The sequence below is a fragment of the Microcystis sp. M061S2 genome (genome assembly GCF_020245605.1).
GTDB lineage: Bacteria > Cyanobacteriota > Cyanobacteriia > Cyanobacteriales > Microcystaceae > Microcystis.
This window is the reverse complement of sequence record NZ_JADBUP010000012.1, coordinates 1-19,830: the sequence shown is the minus strand read 5'-3', so window position 1 is coordinate 19,830 and position 19,830 is coordinate 1. Positions and strand designations below refer to the sequence as shown.

Below are 19,830 nucleotides of genomic sequence, written 5' to 3'. Positions count from 1 at the left end.
GGGATATGGGTATCGCTTCAGTTAACCCTGCCACTGGCGAAATTCTCAAGACTTTTACCCCTCTAACCTCGGAGGAATTGGCGGCGAAATTGGCCCTAGCTGAGACAACTTTTCAGCAGTATCGCCGCACCGCCATCAGTCAACGGGGACAGTGGTTACGGCAAGCGGCGGACATTTTGGAACGGGATCAAGTAGCATTGGCTAAAACCATGACTTTAGAAATGGGGAAACCGATCAAGTCAGCGATCGCAGAAGTCCTCAAATGTGCCTTGGTTTGTCGTTTTTATGCCGATAATGCCGCCGGTTATCTGGAAGATGTGCTGATTGCCACCGATGCTAGTCGCAGTTTTGTCCGTTATCAACCTTTGGGGGTAATTTTAGCGGTTATGCCCTGGAATTTCCCTTTATGGCAAGTATTTCGCTTTGCTGCTCCCGCTTTAATGGCGGGAAATGTCGGCCTACTCAAACACGCTTCTAATGTTCCCCAATCAGCTTTAGCGGTGGAAAGAATTTTATTAGAAGCTGGTTTTCCCGAAGGCACTTTTCAAACTCTTTTGATCGGGGCCGATCGCGTTAGTGATTTAATTAACGATGAACGGGTAAAAGCCGCCACTTTAACCGGTAGTGAACCGGCGGGGATGAGTTTAGCAGCCGCCGCAGGAAAACAGATCAAAAAGGTGGTTTTGGAGTTGGGAGGTAGTGATCCTTTTATCGTTTTAGATAGTGCCGATATCGAGGCAGCGGCGGCTACGGCAGTGACGGCAAGATTGTTAAATAATGGTCAGACTTGTATCGCTGCCAAACGGTTTATTGTTATGGAAACTGTCGCCGATCAATTTGAACAGTTATTGGTGGCTAAATTCCAAGCTTTAAAAGTTGGTGATCCCCTCGATGAAACTGTTGATATTGGTCCTTTGGCCACGCTATCGATCGTCTCGGAAATTGCCGCTCAAGTGGAAAAAACCGTCGCTATGGGGGGTAAAGTTCTTGTGGGGGGTCAACGTTTAGAAGGGAAAGGTAACTTCTATCTACCGACGATTTTAACCGATATTCCTGCTGGTTCTCCGGGGGAAAAAGAGGAATTTTTTGGACCGGTGGCTTTACTATTTCGAGTCAAAAATATCGAGGAAGCGATCACTTTAGCTAATGATAGTCCCTTTGGTTTAGGTTCTAGTGCCTGGACAAATAACCCCGCAGAAATTGAGCGTTTAATTACCGAAATTGAGGCCGGTTGTGTGTTTATTAACGGTATGGTTAAATCCGATCCTCGTTTACCCTTTGGGGGGATTAAACGTTCCGGTTTTGGTCGGGAATTAAGTGTCGAAGGTATTCGCGAATTTGTCAACGTTAAAACTATTTGGATTAAGTAAGTAAATTCAGTTATCAGTTATCAGTTATCAGTTAGAAAAGCCTTATATTAACTTAATCTTTTTATAAAAATATGCCGCGTATTATTGATAATATTGAGTCCCATTTATTGCCAATTTTACGCGAAAGTTTATTAGCATCCCAACGCGCTGATTTTTGTGTGGGTTATTTTAATTTGCGCGGTTGGCAGTCCATCGATACCTATATTGATCACTTTCTCGGGGGTGATTTGTCCTGTTGTCGTCTGCTGATCGGTATGCAGAAAACACCCCAGGAATTACTACAGCAATCCCTGTCTTTATTGAAGCGCTCAAATGATATAGATAAGGCTACTTGCGCTCGTTTAAGAAAACAAATTGTTCAGGATTTTTGCCAACAATTAACTTGGGGAAATCCTAGCAATCGAGATCAGGCAGCTTTGCAACGGTTGGGAAAACAAATTCAATCGGGGAAGCTAGTAATTCGCTTATTTTTGGGCTATAATCTCCATGCTAAATTATACCTTATTCATCGACAGGATGTCAATAACCCAACGGTGGGATTTTTGGGTAGTAGTAATCTAACTTTTGCGGGATTACAACAGCAGGGAGAATTAAATATTGATGTCCTTGACCACGATGCTTGTGCCAAATTACAAAAGTGGTTTAATGATCGTTGGTTCGATGCTTGGTGTTGGGATATATCCTCGGATATTGTCAAGGTGATTAACGAAAGTTGGGCCAGAGAAAGTCTGATTCCTCCCTATCATATCTATTTAAAAATAGCCTACCATCTTTCCTTTGAAGCGAGAGCCGGTTTAGCGGAATACAAAATTCCCCGACAGTTTGACCAAGACTTACTAGATTTTCAGAAATCGGCCATTAAAATTGCCGCTCGTTATGTGCAAAGACGCGGTGGGGTATTAATTGGCGACGTGGTGGGGTTAGGAAAAACGCGCATCGCTTCCATTCTAGCATATATTTTGCAGGAAGACTACGATTTAGAAATCTTAATTATTTGTCCGAAAAATCTCCTAACTATGTGGGAGGATTACAGCTATAAATACAAATTAAGAGCGAAAATTATCCCCTTAAGTCAGGTTATACAGGAATTACCCAATCTGCGGCGCTATCGGGTAGTAATTATCGATGAAAGTCATAACCTACGCAATCGGGAGGGTAAACGTTATCGGGTAATACAGGAGTACGTTAACACCAATGAAAGTCGCTGTATTCTCTTGACTGCGACTCCCTACAATAAAAACTATCGTGACCTGTCCAATCAACTGCGTTTATTCATTCAAGAGGATACTAATCTCGGAATTCGTCCCGAAAGACTACTAGAATCTCTGGGAGGAGAAATCGAATTTAATCGCAGATACCAATCTCCGGTCAGGTCCCTAGCAGCCTTTGAAAAAAGTGACTCTCCCGACGACTGGAGAGACTTAATGCGTCTCTATATGATTAGACGGACTCGCGGTTTTATCAAAAATAATTATGCTACAGAAGACGAACAGGGTCGTCGGTATCTAAAATTTGCTGATGGGTCGAGGGTTTATCTTCCCCAACGACAACTAAAGACAATCAAGTTTGACCTACAAGACTCGGTTTATGCGCGTTTATATTCGGAAGCAGTGGTGATAACTCTCAACGGATTGAAGTTACCCCGTTACGGATTGGGAAATTATCTAATTAAAGGATGCCAAGGGACAGCAGAGGAAGAAACCATCTTAAAAAGTCTATCCCGTGCGGGTAAAAGATTAATGGGTTTTTGTCGGACGAATTTATTTAAACGTTTGGAGAGTGGGGGGTATGCTTTCCTGCAATCCCTTGACCGTCATATTCTCCGTAACTATATTTTCCTTCATGCCATGGCCAATAATTTACCCCTTCCCATCGGGAGTCAGGATCCAGCTTTGTTAGACACTCGTTATCTGGATGAGGATTTAGTCACTCAGGGAGAAGATGAAAGTATAGAAACCGAGGAGACTGGGGGGATAACCGGGTTAGAAAAAGAGTATCAAAAAAGAGCCGAACAAGTGTATCAAAAGTATAGCGGTGATTATCGCAAGCGCTTTCAGTGGATTAACCCCGAGGTGTTTAAACCCGCATTGAAAAAAGACCTAAAATCCGATGCCTTGGCTTTAATAGCATTATTGCAAACCTGTGGGACCTGGCAGCCGGAGACCGACGAAAAGCTAGAGAAGTTATGGCAGCTGTTAGAGGAGAATCATCCCAGAGAAAAGGTGTTAATTTTTAGCCAATTTGCCGATACAGTCAGTTATTTAGTCACTCAGTTGCAAAATCGGGGAGTGGATAAGATTGCGGGAGTGACGGGAAACTCTGCTAATCCTGCGGAAATGGTCCATCGTTTTAGTCCCCGCAGTAATTCTCAGCAAGTGGGGGAAGAAATACGAGTCTTGGTTGCGACGGATATCTTGAGTGAAGGGTTAAATTTACAGGATTGTGCCATTATCGTTAATTATGACCTACCCTGGGCAATTATTCGCCTGATTCAACGGGCCGGAAGGGTAGATAGAATCGGTCAAAAAGCAAGTCAGATTCTCTGTTATTCCTTTTTACCTGCGGAGGGAGTGGAGAGAATTATTAAACTGCGGACGAGACTATCTCAAAGACTGCGAGAGAATGCGGACGTGGTGGGGACCGATGAGGTATTTTTTGAGGAGGAGATGGATAACCAGACTTTATTAGATCTGTATCATGAAAAATCTGAGGTTATCGATGAGGAGGAGGATCAAGAAGTGGATTTAACCTCGGAAGCGTATCAAATTTGGAAAAATGCGATCGAAGTTGACCCTAGTTTAAAACATACCATAGAGGATCTGCCGCCGGTGGTTTATTCTACCCGTTGCCATAGTGGGACAGCAACCCATCCGGAGGGAGTCATGGTTTATCTAAAAACTGCCGGGGGGAATGATGCTTTAGCATGGATTGATAAGCAGGGAAATAGTGTGACTCAATCCCAATTAACTATTTTACGGTCCGCTGCCTGTCATCCCCAAACCCCGGCCATTCCCCCCCATCCCCAACACCATCAGTTAGTACAAAAAGGGACAGAATTAATTGCGGAGGAGGAAAACAACTCCGGATCTAAATTGGGACGATTGACGGGAGCAAAATTTAAGACCTACGAGCGCTTAAAAAGGTATTCTCAAGATAGTAAGGATGATCTGTTTGCTCATGAGGATTTATGCAAGGCTCTCGACCAATTGTATCATTATCCCCTTAGACAGTCGGCTCTCGATTGCTTAAATCGTGGTTTAAGAACTGGCATCAGTGACCGACAATTGGCAGACTTACTGGTATCTTTATATAAAGATGACCGTCTCTGTATTGTTCACCCACAAGAATCCACCCAAGAACCTCAGATTATTTGTTCCTTGGGTCTATTTCAACCTTCTTAAGTCCCCCTTATCAAGGGGGATTTAGGGGGATCAAACCAATTCAAGTCCCCCTTATCAAGGGGGATTTAGGGGTATCTAAACCAATTCAAGTCCCCCTTATCAAGGGGGATTTAGGGGTATCTAAACCAATTCAAGTCCCCCTTATCAAGGGGGATTTAGGGGTATCTAAACCAATTCAAGTCCCCCTTATCAAGGGGGATTTAGGGGGATCTAACCTTATCAAGTCCCCCTTATCAAGGGGGATTTAGGGGGATCTAAACCAATTCAAGTCCCCCTTATCAAGGGGGATTTAGGGGGATCAAACCTCCGTGACTCCTAACCCTAACAACAATTTTTAATTTTTCCAAGAGGTCCATTATGTCCCTCAACTTCTCCCGGACTCGTGACTTATTATCTAACTTCCAATTTGGGGAACTGTTTATCGAGGAATTGGGATGGTCTCATCCTCGCGCAAAAAAAACTATTAGTATCACCGTTGACAACCAAGAATATCCCTGTCAACGGATTGCGGAAGTGTCGGGAGTAGCAGTATTAGAGGTGACAACTACCGATATACCCGATGCGAAACTTCGTCGGGACATTCACCAGCAAGTTATCGAAAGAATTGCCGAAAATCTGCTAATTTTCGTCGATGGGGGACGGACACGCAGTTTATGGTACTGGGTAAAAAGAGAGGGAAGTAAAAGTTATATCCGTGACCATCTTTATATAAAAGGACAACCGGGAGATTTATTTCTCGGTAAACTAGCGGAATTAGTCCTCGATATCACCGATTTTGAAGATGGGGAACCCTCCGTGGTGGAGGTGGCCCATCGTTTACAAAAAGGTTTCGATATCGAAAAGATTACCAAGAAATTTTATCAGGAATTTCAGCGAGAGCATTTACAGTTCCTCCCCTTTATCCAAGGAATCGATCGAGAAAGCGATCGAAAATGGTACACTTCGGTTATTCTCAATCGTTTAATGTTCGTCTATTTCCTGCAGCGCAAGGGATTTATCGATAACGACTTCAACTATCTGCAAAACCAATTACAAGCAAGTCAACGACGCGGGAAAAATTTATTTTATCGTCAGTTTCTGCAAACCCTCTTTTTTCAAGCATTCGCTAAACCAGAATCCCAACGAGATGAGACAGTAACTGCATTGGTGGGAAAAGTCAAATATCTTAACGGAGGATTATTTCTCCAACATCCCCTCGAAAATCTTTATCAAAACATTTGTATTGATGACCAAGCATTTGAGAATATCCTCGATTTATTCTCCCGTTACTCTTGGAACCTTGACGACACTCCGGGGGGAAGCGATGACGAAATTAACCCCGATGTTTTGGGATATATCTTTGAAAAGTATATCAACCAAAAAGCTTTCGGTGCTTACTATACCCGTCCGGAGATTACTGAATATCTCTGTGATAGGACGATTAATAAATGGATTGTCGAGAGAAGCAATCAACATTATCCCCGCAAACAATTTGCCAGTATTTCTGAACTACTAATTAATCTCGATTCTCCCCTCTGTCAGCTTCTGATTGAAGATATTCTTCCCCAGCTTTCTATTTTAGACCCTGCCTGTGGTTCCGGTGCTTTTTTAGTGGCTGCGATGAAGACATTAATCGGAATTTATAGCGCGGTGATTGGGACAATTGAACTACGGGGAGACAGTAAATTAAAACAGTGGTTAACAGAGGTAAGAAAATCCCATCCCTCCCTCGGATATTACATCAAAAAAAGAATTATTTCCGATAACCTCTACGGTGTCGATATCATGGAGGAAGCGACGGAAATCGCGAAACTGCGTTTATTTCTCGCTTTAGTTGCTGCCGCACAATCGGTGACAGAATTGGAACCCTTACCGAATATTGATTTTAATATCATGTCGGGAAATTCCCTCATCGGGTTAATTCGCGTGGACGAAAAAAGTTTTAATCTCATGGGAGAGGAAAACATTCTGCAAACCCTCACCGCGCAAAATTATCAGGCAATTCTCGCGGAAAAAAACCGCAGTATTGAATTATACAAAGAACACGCTTTTCGATTGGGAGAAGTAGAGGGAACCCCCCAAGAAAACCGTCTCCAGATGTTACGCAATCACATCGAGGATGTCAACCGCGAATCGGTGCAGAAATTAAACCAAATTCTCTTAGATGAGTTTAGCGGTAAGTTGTCAATTAAGTACGAATCCGCACAATTAACGGGAAAAGCAAAGAAACGTTTATTAACTCTTTCTGATATGCAATCCCTGAAACCCTTCCACTGGGGTTATCACTTCGATAAACTGATTACAGAAAAAGGTGGTTTTGATGTGATTATCACCAATCCCCCCTGGGAAGTCTTTAAACCCCAAGCGAAAGAATTTTTTTCTCAGCATAGCGACTTGGTGACTAAAAATAAAATGGACATTAAGACGTTTGAAAAGGAACAGAAAAAACTGTTAACTAATCCCGAAATCGCTCAAGCATGGTTAGAATATCAAAGTCAATACCCCCACGTTAGTCTCTATTTTCGTTCCTCGGAACAATATAAAAATCAAATCTCTATTGTCAATGGTAAAAAGCAAGGGACGGATATTAATCTCTATAAGCTTTTTGTTGAACAATGTTTTAATCTCCTCCATCCCCGGGGAGAATGTGGAATAGTTATTCCCAGTGGAATTTATACCGATTTGGGAACCAAGCAACTGCGAGAAATGTTATTTTCTCAGACAAATGTGACAGGATTATTTTGTTTTGAAAATCGTAAAACAATTTTTGAAGGTGTAGATAGTCGCTTTAAGTTTGTCATTATAACTTTTGAGAAAAATAAACAAACTCTTTCCTTTCCTGTGGAATTTATGCGTCACGATGTTGAGGAATTACAACGTTTTCCCCATAAAGATAGTTTAGTAATTAGCGTCGATTTAATCCGCAAACTATCCCCCGATTCCCTCTCGGTAATGGAATTTAAACAAGATATAGATATTCATATCGCAGAAAAAATGTCTCGTTTTCCTCTGCTAGGAGAAACCCTTCCCGATACATGGAATCTCAAGTTAACATCAGAATTTCACATGACTAATGATAGTTATTTATTTAAAACTGAACCCGCAGAAGGAAGACTACCCCTCTACGAAGGAAAAATGATTCATCAATTCACCCATCGGTATGCTTTACCGAAATACTGGTTAGATGAAAAAGAAGCAAGACAAGCTTTATTAAAACGCGGTGAAGTCGATAAAGGTCAAATCTTAGACTATCAAACCTATCGTTTAGGATTTCGGTCAATTGCTAGAAATACTGATATTAGAACATTAATAGTAGGGACAATTCCTAAAAATGTTTTCTGTGGCAATTCTATTTTAGTATCTTCAGACATTTCGATTTCTAACACCGAATTAATATTTTTAGAAGCAATTTTAAATTCACTAATTATTGATTTTTGTGCTAGACAAAAAGTATCTGCTAATATTAATATGTTCTACATCTATCAAACTCCTATCCCCCGACTAAAAGAGGGAGATAAATACTTTCAGGAGATAGTAGAAAATGCGGCAAAATTGATTTGTACTACAGAAGAATTTGAGCAATTAGCGAAAGAAGTGGGGATAGGTTCCCATAAAAATGGAGTAACAGAAGAAGCAGAAAGAATGGCAATTAGAGCGAAATTAGATGCAATAGTTGCCCACTTGTATGAATTAACCCTAACAGAATTTCAACATATATTAACTACCTTTCCCCTCGTCCCCGAAAGCGTCAAAATTGCCACCATCAAAGCTTATCAAAACCTGTAGGGGAATTATGAATGATGAAGTGGGGAAATTGAACTAAAACCCCATAAACCCCCAACGGGTAGGGTTGATTCATGAATCAACCCTACATTACTGAACGAGTACGGAGGGAGTCGAACCCCCGACACCCAGGACCGGAACCTGGTGCTCTATCCTCTGAGCTACGTACCCACGATAAAATACTATTACATTATACCACTAGCCGGCGCAGTAGAGCAGAAATTTCCCATGACTAGCGATCGCTCTTTAAAATTACTTATCAGTAACGATGACGGTATTTCCGCGCTAGGAGTCCGCACCCTTGCCAACACCCTCGCTGCCGCCGGTCATCAAGTCACCGTAGTTTGTCCCGACGGCGAGCGCTCTGCCACCGGTCATGGCTTAACCTTACACCATCCCATCCGGGCCGAACAGGTGGAAGGAATTTTTCATCCCGAGGTGATTGCCTGGTCCTGCTCGGGAACTCCCGCCGATTCGGTAAAATTTGCCCTTAGTGCCGTCCTCAAAGAGCCTCCTGATTTAGTTTTAGCCGGCATTAACCACGGGTCTAATCTCGGCACCGATATCCTCTATTCTGGCACGGTTTCCGCGGCCATGGAGGGATTAATCGAAGGTATTCCCAGTATTGCCGTTAGTCTGGCCAGTTTTAAAGCCTGTGATTTCCAACCGGCCGCGGATTTTACCCTCACTTTAGTCAGGAAAGTTACCCTTAACCCTTTTCCTGTTGCCACTTTGCTCAATGTCAACGTCCCTCCGGTTAGTAGTGCCGAAATCAAGGGAGTGAAAATCACTAGGCAGGGATTGCGACGCTACGAGGAAACCTTCGAGAAAAGACTGGACCCCAGGGGTAAAAGTTATTACTGGTTAATTGGGGAAGTGGTGGAAGATATCGAACAACCGGACTACAGCCATTTACCCCCGGAAGTGCCTACGGATGTACGCGCTATTGGCGAGAATTTTATCACCATCACGCCCCTACAATACAATTTAACTGATGTACAGGGTTTTCAACATTTGCACCAGAATTCTTGGCTTGATTGAGGAGCATCTCATGATATTCTGATTCAATCATTAGCGTTTGAGAGCCTATGTCCCCTCAATTTAATTTTCAAGAAAACGAACTCGAAGAAGCGGATGTCATAACCCTCTGGGATGAGCAAGGTCGATCGCTAGACTGTTATATTGAGAATGCCTATGAAACCGATGACCTTACCTATATGCTTCTTGTCCCCGTGGATACCCCGGTGATGATTCTAGCTTGGGATGAGGAATCGGAGGAAGAAGAATCTGATGCCTTCTTAATCGAAGATAGCGAGGAAATCGAGCGGATTTTTGCCGATGCTAAGGCAGTTTTAGCAGAATTAGACCTATTGCTCAAATCCACTGCTCACACCTTGACTGTTAGTGGTGAATTGCCTCCCCTGGAAGAAGATAATGTTCTCAGTTTAGAAATCGATAGCGATGAACCTTCCTCGTCATCAGAGCCGGAAGAATTGCAATTTCTCGCCAGTTTCTTTTCCGAAGACCAAAAATACTCGATTTACAGTCCCCTTGCTCCTTTGTTATTCTTAGCCGTCGGTGATGCGGACGGGAAAGTTGAATTAGTTTCCCCCGATGATGACGGTATGGGACCGATTCTAGAGGAACTTTTGTTTGATGAACTCGATTAATTACTTGATTTTACCAAATCCGCCGGGCAAAATTATTGATAAATCTAGTCACAGTATATCTTTCGGGATTTCATCATCATTGCGATTAACACGGATTTGGTATTTTTTCTTTAAATTACGGCGTTTATCATAAATATGAAGTATAACCTAACTTGGTATTAACGACTGGCTCCTGTCTCCCGAAAATAAAAACCTCATACCTCACTATTAAGATAAATGCTATATCACCACAACTAGGGGAGAGCTTTAAAGATTAGCTATTTTTCTGGTGATAGTGAGGATGAAAGGTTTCCAAGCAAGACTGATTAAATAACCCAATCCTGCCACTAAAATAATTGTCGCCCCCGAGGTGAGATTTAAACTATAGGATAACCATAAACCAACCAAAGTAAAGACAATTCCTAAGATAATCGCTAGGACCATCATTCCCTTCATATTTTTAACAAATTGTCCACTGATAGCGGCGGGAATAGTTAACAAAGCAATTACCATAATTAATCCTACCACCTGCATTACTGCCACAATAGTTAAAGCGGTTATTCCCATTAAACCCAAATAAATTACCTCCACGGGAATATTACGAATAATCGCAAAGGTTTCATCAAAAGATATGGCTAACAACTCCTTATAAAAGATACTAACTAAGGCTATAATTAATATATCTATGCCCGCCATTATCCATAAATCATCCCTCGGTACAGTTAAAATACTGCCAAAAAGATAACTCATTAAATCAGCTTTATAACCAGGGGTTAAATCAATAAAAATTACCCCAATCGCCATACCAATCGCCCACATCACCCCGATTAAAGTATCGGCTCTCTCGCGGATGCGACGCTGTAAAAACCCCATACCTAAAGCCGAAAAAAAGGTAAAAAATATCGCCCCCACCAGGGGATTAATCCCAAAAAAATAACCGATTCCTATCCCTCCATAGGCAGCGTGAGCGATTCCCCCACTGATAAAAACCACGCGATTAACTACTACCAAAGTACCCACAATCCCACAGGCAATACTAACTAATATTCCTGCGGCAATCGCATGGCGCATAAAATCAAATTGTAAAGCCTCTAGCATGGGGTGTGGGGAAGTGGGGTGTGGGGTGTGGGGTGTGGGGAGCTTTTTCAGTAAACAGTAAACTCAAAACTCATATCTGATAACTGATAACTGATAACTGATAACTGATTATTGATAACTGATTATTGATAACTTTCAATTACTTGACGAAAATCGCTTTTTTGTTTGACTCCGCGCATTTCCTTGACTAATTCCCGGTCCTTAAAGAATTGTACCGTGGGAGTACCAGTTACTTGACCCATTTTGGCAATTTCCGGGTCAGCTTCGATGTCAATTTCCACAAAATAAATTTTGCCATCGTACTCATCGACCACTTTATCTAAAATCGGTTTCAGGGTTTTACAGGGGCCACAGGTGGGAGAAACATATTTTACCATTAACAAGCGATCGCCGTCGTGGAATAATTTCCGCAAAGCATAACCCCCAACATGACGGGTTTTGTTAATATCAAAAGTTTCCTCCGTATCGGCCGGGGTTTCGCTAACGGTTTTCGTCTCGTAATGTTCAGAAGTGGCTGATTGACGGTATTCTTGGATTAAATTATGCTCCGATAACCATCTTTCTGCCAATAACGCCGCCATACACCCCGTACCTGCGGCAGTGATTGCCTGACGGTATTCGTGGTCCTGCACATCTCCGGCGGCAAAAACCCCCTCGACGCTGGTAGCAACAGTCCCCGGTTTGACTTTCACATAACCCACCTCGTCTAATTCTAGTTGTCCTTGGAATAGGGAAGTATTGGGAGTGTGACCGACGGCATAAAATAAACCTCTAACGGCTAATTCGCTAATTTCTCCCGTTTGCGAGTTTTTAATGCGTAATCCCTCCATTTTACTGCCTGTACCGAACACATCCAGTGCTTGGGTGTGAAAATGAACGGTAACTTTCGGATTATTTAACACCCGGTCCTGCATTGCTTTCGAGGCACGCATCGCTTCCCCGCGTATCAATAAATGGACGTGAGAGCCGTATTTAGTCAAATATACGGCTTCTTCTGCCGCCGAGTCACCGCCACCGATGACAGCGAGGTTTTCCTCTCTAAATATCGGTGTAGCACCGTCACAGATAGCACAAGCGGAAATGCCGTTACTCCAGAATTGGGCCTCGCTGGGTAATCCTAAGCGTTTGGCAGTGGCTCCCGTGGCGATAATAATACTATTGGCCTTAACTTCCCGGTCCGTGGAACGAATGGTAAAAGGACGCTGACTTAAATCCACCGAGATAACATCTTCGGTATAGCATTGGGTCCCCCATCTTTCGGCCTGTTCTTTCATTCTTTCCATCAGCTTCGGACCGGTGATTCCTTCGGGAAAACCGGGGAAATTTTCTACTTCTGTGGTGGTCATCAATTGTCCCCCCGGAATGCCTCCCGCTTGGAAACCCTCAAACATCAAGGGTTTTAAGTTCGCACGCGCCGCATAAATCGCCGCTGTATATCCCGCGGGTCCCGAACCAATAATGACTAAATTCTCGACAGTCATAACCGTAAATGCAACTCATAACGACTACGCTTTTTAGTATAGCAGCATCAGTTATCAGTTATCAGTTATCAGTGTCATATTCCTCGTCACCGACTCTACCAGTGGGTAAAGTCTGCCGCAAATTGAGATAGGGATAACAGTTTAATACGGGTATCTTGAGCAACTTTTTGGCGCATTTGAGCCGTATTATATCCCCAATCGGCTAAATATAAGCCCACATCGTTTAAATCTGCTTGTTGCTCCACTAATTCCAAAGCATCGAGACGATCCTCGACAAACCACAAATTAGCGGGAGATTCTGGTAAATCAGCCAGTATTTGCTGAATAGTCAGGTATTTCGGCTGTTTAATTTCCTTGCCAATTAATCTCGCTGCCGGAAAATTAATTGCTACTTTTTGTAACAATTGCTTGACAAAACGGCTTTCTTTTGTAGTGATGATATAAACCAAAAAATCCGAGTCTAAAAGAGAGGCTAGGCGATCGATTGCGGGTTGATAAAATTGATGTAAGGCTAACCAAGACTCTAGATCCGACTCAATCCATCGATCCCTAAGACCATCGAGAGCATTTGAGAGAACTTTTTTCGCTATTTTCTCCCTTTCTAGCAGATTTTGCCGAATTAACGGCCAATTATTTAAAGCTTCCTCGTCGGGAATACCGAGAACGAGCGATCGCAACAGTAAAGGCATTTCCCAACCGGTTTCGATAACGGGACGAAGTTGCGAAAACCTCGGGAAAAAATCCTCGGGAATTATTTCCGGCCAAAGGGTTTCATAGGTGCGTTTGCTAATCTGAAAGTACTCGATCATGCCATCACAAAGAACACCATCAAAATCGAGTGCTAGAATACGGGGGGATTGATTCATAAATGCTGGTTTAATCTCAATAATGGCAGTATAGCGCAGCTATTAGCTATTCTTTGCTTCATCGTTGACATAACATAGCTGTCTGATGATTTCGGTGACAGAATTTTTCAATCCCTCTACATGAATCCAGCCCACATATACAGCATATACAATATTTTGATGATTGTCCTGTATATAAACATGATGAACACGATATAAATCTGAGCTTAAATAAATATAACCACTGGCATCTTTAAATTTACCTTCTAGTAATATTTTTTCTTTTAAAGGTTTCATTTTTACCACATCTTTAGTCACCCCAGATATTTTAGCTATTCTTTCTATGGCAAGATCAACACAAGTGTTATTACTGTAACTATTACCATGATTATAATCCTGCTGATCAAAATAAATTGTCTCTACGATATTTTTGGCCACTTTATCTGATGCTAGGTAATAGGTATGAGCATTAAGGGAATTTAAGACAACAGCAGCAATTTCTACAGAATCAAAAATATTGCCAGTCGCTTCTAGATAATAATCGCTCATCAAAATCTTGGATACATCGGTTATAGAATCAAAAAGAGGACGAATTGGATAAGCGATAATATCGGAGGAATTGATCAGATTATTCCAGAGCAAACGCTGGCCTTGATGCTGGGTAATAAATTTTTCAATTTGATTAGTATCAATGCCTAGAGTTAGATTTAAAAATGGGATCGGTGAACCCATTGTTGTTACACTAGATAGGGAAACTTTGCCCCGTTCTTTACCGATAAGATTACGAATTTCATGAGCGGGATCCTTCGGGTCAAAACGCTCAGAAAATAACAGATCCCAAAGGATTACAGTACCCAAAGAATGGGCAACTATATGTAATTCGGTTTCCCGGGGATAAGCTTGAACAAGATCGATTAATTGCTCGGCAATAATGCGGCGAATTTGTTTTCCTCGATCGCTGCCTAAATAGCTAAATGCGTCACCGATAAAATAAGATAAATACTCTTTTCTAAAATTTTGATAGCGAAAGGATTGCTCGGGGTTAAAATTACTATTTTTCTGTTTTTGTGTCTGTAATTCTTGGTCGATATCTCGCCATAATTTTTCGGTTCCTTTGAGGACATTTCCCCAAAATCCTGCATAACAGTAGGGAATCGCCCGATTTTTGCGTTTACATTCTTCTTCAATTAGTTTAATTAATTTATTGGCATAACTAGCGTCTCTTGTGGCCACTCCATGAATAAAGTAAATAATCATAATAGATTTATCTCAATAAGCGGTAATCGGAATCTTTCTTACTATACCCTTCTAGCTTCAGAAAAATATCAGGATGGAGGGAGATATAGTAATGCACAATTTATCCTATTTGTCAAGGGATGGTGGCCTAGGCCTTGCTAACCCAGACGACGAATTGCTATATAATACAAATGCCCGCTATTATAGAATTATATTTTTTACTTTTAACTTAGTCTTATGGTTTCGCAACTAGATAAAACTAACGTCACTGAAATTATCTACCCCGATAGCGATAGTCAACCTATGGCCGATAATACCCTACAATTTCGTTGGATCACGACGATTAAAACTAATTTAGACTGGCTATTTCGCGAGCAGTCTGATGTCTTTGTTGCGGGGGATTTACTTTGGTATCCCGTGGAAAATGATAATAAACTGCGTCAAGCGCCAGATATCATGGTGGTTTTTGGAAGACCAAAAGGGGAAAGAGGTTCCTATCGACAATGGCTAGAAAATAACATTAGTCCCCAGGTGGTTTTTGAAATCCTCTCTCCGGGTAACACCCTCACGGAAATGGCCAAAAAACAGCTATTTTATCAGCGTTATGGGGTCGAGGAGTATTATCTTTATGATCCCCATAAAAATGATGGCAGTGGTTGGATAAGAGGGGAAAATCAGCTAGAAATTCTGGAAACTCTCGATAATTGGGTTAGTCCCCGTTTAGGTATTCGTTTTCAGTTGGGGGAACCAGAAATGTTGCTTTTTTATCCCGATGGACAAGCTTTCACCAGCTATAACGAGGAAAAACAACGAGCGGAAAGATTAGCCAATAAACTGCGGGAATTGGGCATTAATCCTGACCAAATCTGAGAGGATGTTTCTTGGCTACTATTAAAAACGGATTTGCTCTGAGAGTGCCTATTGACTAGAGGCAATACCGCGCTGACGTAATTGGTCGATAAAAAATTCTTCTAGGGAAGCACGAGCTAAATTAAGACTAATCAAGCGAGCATCCATACTAGACAGGGCAGCCAGAAAAGCATCGGGTTCTCCCTGTAATTGTCCGTGCCAACAATTATCGCGCCAATGCAAACCGAGGAGCCATTGCTGTAGTTGCTCCTCCCTACCACCTTGAACAATCACCTGATAGACATCAGCACGACCGAGAATTTGGTCGAGGGAACCGACACAAAGTAATTCTCCCCGAGCTAACAGGGCAATGCGATCGCAAATTTGTTCCACATCGGAGAGAATATGAGAGTTAAAAAAGATGGTTTTCCCCCTTTGTTTGAGGGAGTGAATAATTTCTCGCACCTGATAGCGACCGATAGGGTCCAGTCCCGACATCGGTTCATCGAGAAAGACTAATTCTGGATCATTGATTAATGCTTGAGCTATACCGATCCGTTGCATCATTCCCTTAGAATATTGACGCAATTGTTTTTTCTGGGCAGTTTTGCGCTCTAATCCCACTAAATCCAATAATTCAGGAATGCGTTTTTTCTGCACAGAAGAGGGAATTTGAAAAATGCCGCCGATTAATTGTAGGAATTCCCAGCCGGTGAGATAGTCGTAGTAGTAGGCATTTTCAGGAAGATAGCCGATGCGTTGCCTGACCGAGCGATCGCCAATTGGTTGACCGAGAATCAAGGCCCGTCCGGAAGTGGGTCGGACAATCCCCAAAAGGGTTTTTAAGAGCGTGGTTTTGCCGGCCCCGTTCGGGCCTAATAATCCAAAGGTTTCGCCCTCATGGACAATTAAAGTACAGTTTTTCAAGGATTCGATTTTTTTATTTAACCAGAATCCCGTCCGATAGGTTTTTTGTAAGTTTAACGTCTCTAGCACAGTTTGACGGCTGGTATTCGTCATTATTTTGGAATCATCTCTCCTACACTTTGCTTTTTATTATCCCCAAATTGTCATCAGCAATGTCAACAGTATCAAAATAGCACGATTTTGGAACCCAGAAAAATTCCCACCAGTCAAGCGGTATCAGTGCAGTTCCGGGCTATGACAAGCTTTCTTCTCTGGCATTGGTGTGAATTAGCGGCTAAAATCTGTTAGACAGGTAACTTTGACACTTGAGCGGCAACTGGTACAATAGTGCGAACGCTTACGGAAACCAGACTCTTAGACAAACACAGCATGAAACAACTCCTCAATTGCCTTAATTCCCTGACAGTGGCCAGTGTAGCCACTATCGCTTTGGCCTACCCTGGCATCGCTCAAGTTAATCTGTCTGTTTATCCCGCTCCTTCCTCGTCGAACGAATCCATAGAATTATACGTTCCCCCGCCAGAAAACAATAACATCGATAATACCTGTACTCAATTGATTGGGGCAAATATCGATAAAATTATCAGTCAAGCTCCCAATCAGTGGGGTATATTAATCGAATCTATAGATCGCCAAACAGTTATTTATAGTCATAACGCCGATCGCTATTTTATCCCCGCTTCTAATACAAAGTTATTTACCACGGCTGCCGCTTTACAAGCGATGAACCCGGAAACGACAATTCAGAAAAAATCCCTGCGCGATTGGGTGAATATCACTAATCAGAGAAGTAATAATTTCTACGCTGACACTCTTTTTCGCTTTATCGGCGGTGCTAAAAATGTTACTGCCATCTTGGCACAATTGGGCATCAATCCCAGTGGTTTTAGTTTAGCCGATGGTTCGGGATTATCCCGCCGTAATACCGCTACTCCCCGCTCGATCGTGGAAATTTTGCGGGTGATGTATTATTCTCCTAATCGCGATACTTTCTATGCTTCCTTACCTGTGGCGGGAATTAGTGGCACCCTGAGAAACCGGATGCGTCAGACGGCCGCCACTGGCACAGTTTACGCTAAAACCGGCACTCTTACCGGTGTGCGGGCCCTATCGGGTTATCTAGAAAACCCCCAGCAAGGACCGATGTTATTTAGCATTATCGTTAATAATCAACGGGTTTCTGGACAGGCCTTGGTGAAAGCGATCGATACTATTGTTCTACAGATGACCCAATCTCGTTCCTGTCAAGCTCAGTAGATCTCTGGTAAAAATCGCCCTGTCTCCCGACTGCTAACTCCTGAATTCTGCTGTGTGCAAGAGGTCTAATCCTGAGGCTATTCTAGCCAGTCAATCCGATTCTTTTTCCGGAACTGATGGCCAAATTCCCTTAACCCGAACTGGGGTTAATAATAGCCATAATCTGCTTCAGTTTGGGTTTGGGTTTGGGGGGAGAGATATTCAAAATTAGAAGGATCTCGCAGAAAGCGAAATATTTCTTCTTCGAGACGATGAATTAGATAGGGTTCTATGGAACTAGAATCGCGTAAACAGGCTAAATAGCCTTCTACATATAGCCGGATCTCATCAAAACGCGAGCCACGGTGCCAAAGATCCACCATGTCATCGGTTAGTCTTTGATAGTAACGAATGGATTGGGTATCTTGGAGCATGGGCAGTAGAACAAAAAAGAGAGAGTAGGGGTAAGTGTTTATGGATCATCGTAGGGAGAATTGCTATTCTCGGTCCCCGATACCTCTATTGTACTCACCAAATCGGCAAAACACAGACAAGAGAATTTTCAGTGATCAGTAAAGGGTGTGGGGTGTGGGGTGTGGGGTGTGGGGTGTGGGGAGAACAAAGCTGCCTTTTGCCTTTTGCCTTTTGCCTTTTGCCTTTTGCCTTTTGCCTTTTGCCTTTTGCCTTCGTATAGATTATTCACGGTTTCTTTGTCTTTTTGCCCGTTCAATTTCTGCCTGTAGTTCTGCTATTTGTCGCCTCAATCTTTCGCTTTCGCTATCATTAGCATCAACATTAATCGAGCTTTTTACTCCTGTTTTGGCATAGTTTCCCTGGCGAATTTGACGATAGGATTCCGAGTTAAACCATTCCTGTAGATAATGCACTCTTTCCACGGAAAAAGGATGGGTTAAAAAGGAACCATTCCCGCCATTATAAATGATAAATTTATAAATCTGGTTTAAGTTATCTTGGTCTAATTGTCGGTAGGCTTCCCCTTGGCGAATAAATTCTTCTAAGTTGCATTCATGCAGATATTTTTGACTTCCTCCTGCACATTTCATTAAAGTTCTCAGGACTAAATTTAAATCATCGGTAACTAATAAAGCGGCTCTGTCTGCGGATAATTCGGCTTTTCTGCGCCATTCATAAAAGGCATAAACTAGACCGGTAGTAATGGCTTTTCCTAGTCCTAAGGTGATGTCCCCAAGGAAATTAGCCGCCCCCATCACCCAAAAAGACAGTTGAATTAAAATACTATGATCACATTTTAAATGACCTAATTCGTGGGCAAGAATTACCCGAATTTCTTCTTCATCTAAGAGGTCTAAAAGGGCAGTATTAAAGACAATGTAGGGATGTTCTGAACCCAAAGAATAGGCATTCGCTAAAGGGTTTTGACTGACATAAAGATTCGGCTCTGGGGACATATCTAAATCCCGCAGACATTGGCGATAGATGCCGTATAAAGTGGCGTATTGACGCGGGCCGACTTTTAGATCATTGCCCATTAATAAAATTTGCTGGGGACGTTCATAGAGATATTCGGAAAAACTTTTCGCTAATAAATCAAACCCTGGAACCGATCTTAAGGCCTGTTCAGCCTGCTGATCTAGGGGATGTTTAAAAGCTTGACTGGAGATATCAGGATAAGTTGGCATATTAATAGAATAAGAAAGTCAAAATTTCTCCTAAATTATACCAATTTTCAATAATCGTGACTAACATCTGAGAGCGAAATTCCCTTTTCAGAGAGCAATTGCGCTTTGAAATGATCAACTAAGTCTCTCATTACTTTTGAAAAATGATATTAGTAAGTAAGTGGTTTCAATTAAATTAGACCTCTCCATAATTTAATTAAATCACAATAATAGGATATAATAAAACAAATAGTAACTCAAAAAAAGCCATGAAAAACTACACTTGGGAATACATTCAAAAATATCCGAAACAAACTAAAAGACTATTAGGAATTG

14 protein-coding genes and 1 tRNA gene are annotated in these 19,830 nt (G+C 42.1%); 7 read left to right on the top strand and 8 right to left on the bottom strand.

What is annotated here, in order from left to right:
• Positions 1-5: 5 nt before the first annotated feature.
• From IM475_RS01830 to IM475_RS01820, 3 genes are all read left to right on the top strand, one after another.
• The gene (locus IM475_RS01830) at positions 6-1,370 is read left to right on the top strand and encodes an NAD-dependent succinate-semialdehyde dehydrogenase (RefSeq protein WP_287726501.1); all 1,365 of its coding nucleotides are present in this window, start codon (positions 6-8) and stop codon (positions 1,368-1,370) included.
• A gap of 71 nt (positions 1,371-1,441) precedes the next feature.
• The gene (locus IM475_RS01825) at positions 1,442-4,771 is read left to right on the top strand and encodes a helicase-related protein (protein WP_287726500.1); all 3,330 of its coding nucleotides are present in this window, start codon (positions 1,442-1,444) and stop codon (positions 4,769-4,771) included.
• Positions 4,772-5,128: 357 nt separating this feature from the next.
• Complete coding sequence (locus IM475_RS01820) at positions 5,129-8,536, top strand: Eco57I restriction-modification methylase domain-containing protein (protein WP_287726499.1); 3,408 nt, start codon at positions 5,129-5,131, stop codon at positions 8,534-8,536.
• A gap of 95 nt (positions 8,537-8,631) precedes the next feature.
• On the opposite strand, the gene IM475_RS01815 is transcribed toward IM475_RS01820, so the two are convergent.
• Positions 8,632-8,704: transfer RNA gene (locus IM475_RS01815), tRNA-Arg, on the bottom strand.
• 57 nt (positions 8,705-8,761) lie between these two features.
• Between IM475_RS01815 and surE the strand changes: the two genes are divergently transcribed.
• Both surE and IM475_RS01805 read left to right on the top strand, forming a co-directional pair.
• Positions 8,762-9,574, top strand: coding sequence for a 5'/3'-nucleotidase SurE (gene surE, locus IM475_RS01810; protein WP_287726498.1), 813 nt, complete (start codon positions 8,762-8,764; stop codon positions 9,572-9,574).
• A gap of 47 nt (positions 9,575-9,621) precedes the next feature.
• On the top strand, positions 9,622-10,203 hold the full coding sequence (locus IM475_RS01805; protein WP_272082755.1) for a DUF3727 domain-containing protein: 582 nt from the start codon (positions 9,622-9,624) through the stop codon (positions 10,201-10,203).
• A gap of 246 nt (positions 10,204-10,449) precedes the next feature.
• Here the strand turns inward: IM475_RS01805 and IM475_RS01800 are convergent, their stop codons facing one another.
• From IM475_RS01800 to IM475_RS01785, 4 genes are all read right to left on the bottom strand, one after another.
• A complete protein-coding gene (locus IM475_RS01800; protein WP_016516149.1) occupies positions 10,450-11,280 on the bottom strand; it encodes a metal ABC transporter permease in 831 nt (276 codons plus the stop codon).
• Between the two features lie 122 nt (positions 11,281-11,402).
• Positions 11,403-12,761 (bottom strand): thioredoxin-disulfide reductase, encoded by a 1,359-nt coding sequence (trxB, locus tag IM475_RS01795; protein WP_287726497.1) that lies wholly within the window; start codon positions 12,759-12,761, stop codon positions 11,403-11,405.
• A 95-nt stretch (positions 12,762-12,856) separates the two neighbouring features.
• Positions 12,857-13,627 (bottom strand): HAD family hydrolase, encoded by a 771-nt coding sequence (locus tag IM475_RS01790; RefSeq protein WP_287726496.1) that lies wholly within the window; start codon positions 13,625-13,627, stop codon positions 12,857-12,859.
• A 42-nt stretch (positions 13,628-13,669) separates the two neighbouring features.
• Positions 13,670-14,863 (bottom strand): lipase family protein, encoded by a 1,194-nt coding sequence (locus IM475_RS01785; protein WP_287726495.1) that lies wholly within the window; start codon positions 14,861-14,863, stop codon positions 13,670-13,672.
• Positions 14,864-15,079: 216 nt separating this feature from the next.
• On the opposite strand from IM475_RS01785, the gene IM475_RS01780 reads away from it, so the two are divergent.
• Positions 15,080-15,712, top strand: a complete 633-nt coding sequence (locus tag IM475_RS01780; RefSeq protein ID WP_287726494.1) for a Uma2 family endonuclease — start codon at positions 15,080-15,082, stop codon at positions 15,710-15,712.
• Between the two features lie 48 nt (positions 15,713-15,760).
• On the opposite strand, the gene IM475_RS01775 is transcribed toward IM475_RS01780, so the two are convergent.
• A complete protein-coding gene (locus IM475_RS01775; RefSeq protein WP_287726493.1) occupies positions 15,761-16,711 on the bottom strand; it encodes an ABC transporter ATP-binding protein in 951 nt (316 codons plus the stop codon).
• Positions 16,712-16,987: 276 nt separating this feature from the next.
• Between IM475_RS01775 and dacB the strand changes: the two genes are divergently transcribed.
• On the top strand, positions 16,988-17,875 hold the full coding sequence (gene dacB / locus IM475_RS01770; protein ID WP_287726492.1) for a D-alanyl-D-alanine carboxypeptidase/D-alanyl-D-alanine endopeptidase: 888 nt from the start codon (positions 16,988-16,990) through the stop codon (positions 17,873-17,875).
• Positions 17,876-18,021: 146 nt separating this feature from the next.
• Here the strand turns inward: dacB and IM475_RS01765 are convergent, their stop codons facing one another.
• Together IM475_RS01765 and IM475_RS01760 are read right to left on the bottom strand one after the other, a co-directional pair.
• Entirely contained in the window at positions 18,022-18,288 is a 267-nt protein-coding gene (locus IM475_RS01765; protein ID WP_002739044.1) for a DUF6761 family protein, read from the bottom strand.
• Between the two features lie 261 nt (positions 18,289-18,549).
• Positions 18,550-19,515 carry a M48 family metallopeptidase gene (locus IM475_RS01760; RefSeq protein WP_287726491.1) on the bottom strand — a complete coding sequence of 322 codons (966 nt, stop codon included), beginning with the start codon at positions 19,513-19,515 and terminating at the stop codon, positions 18,550-18,552.
• Positions 19,516-19,830: the final 315 nt, after the last annotated feature.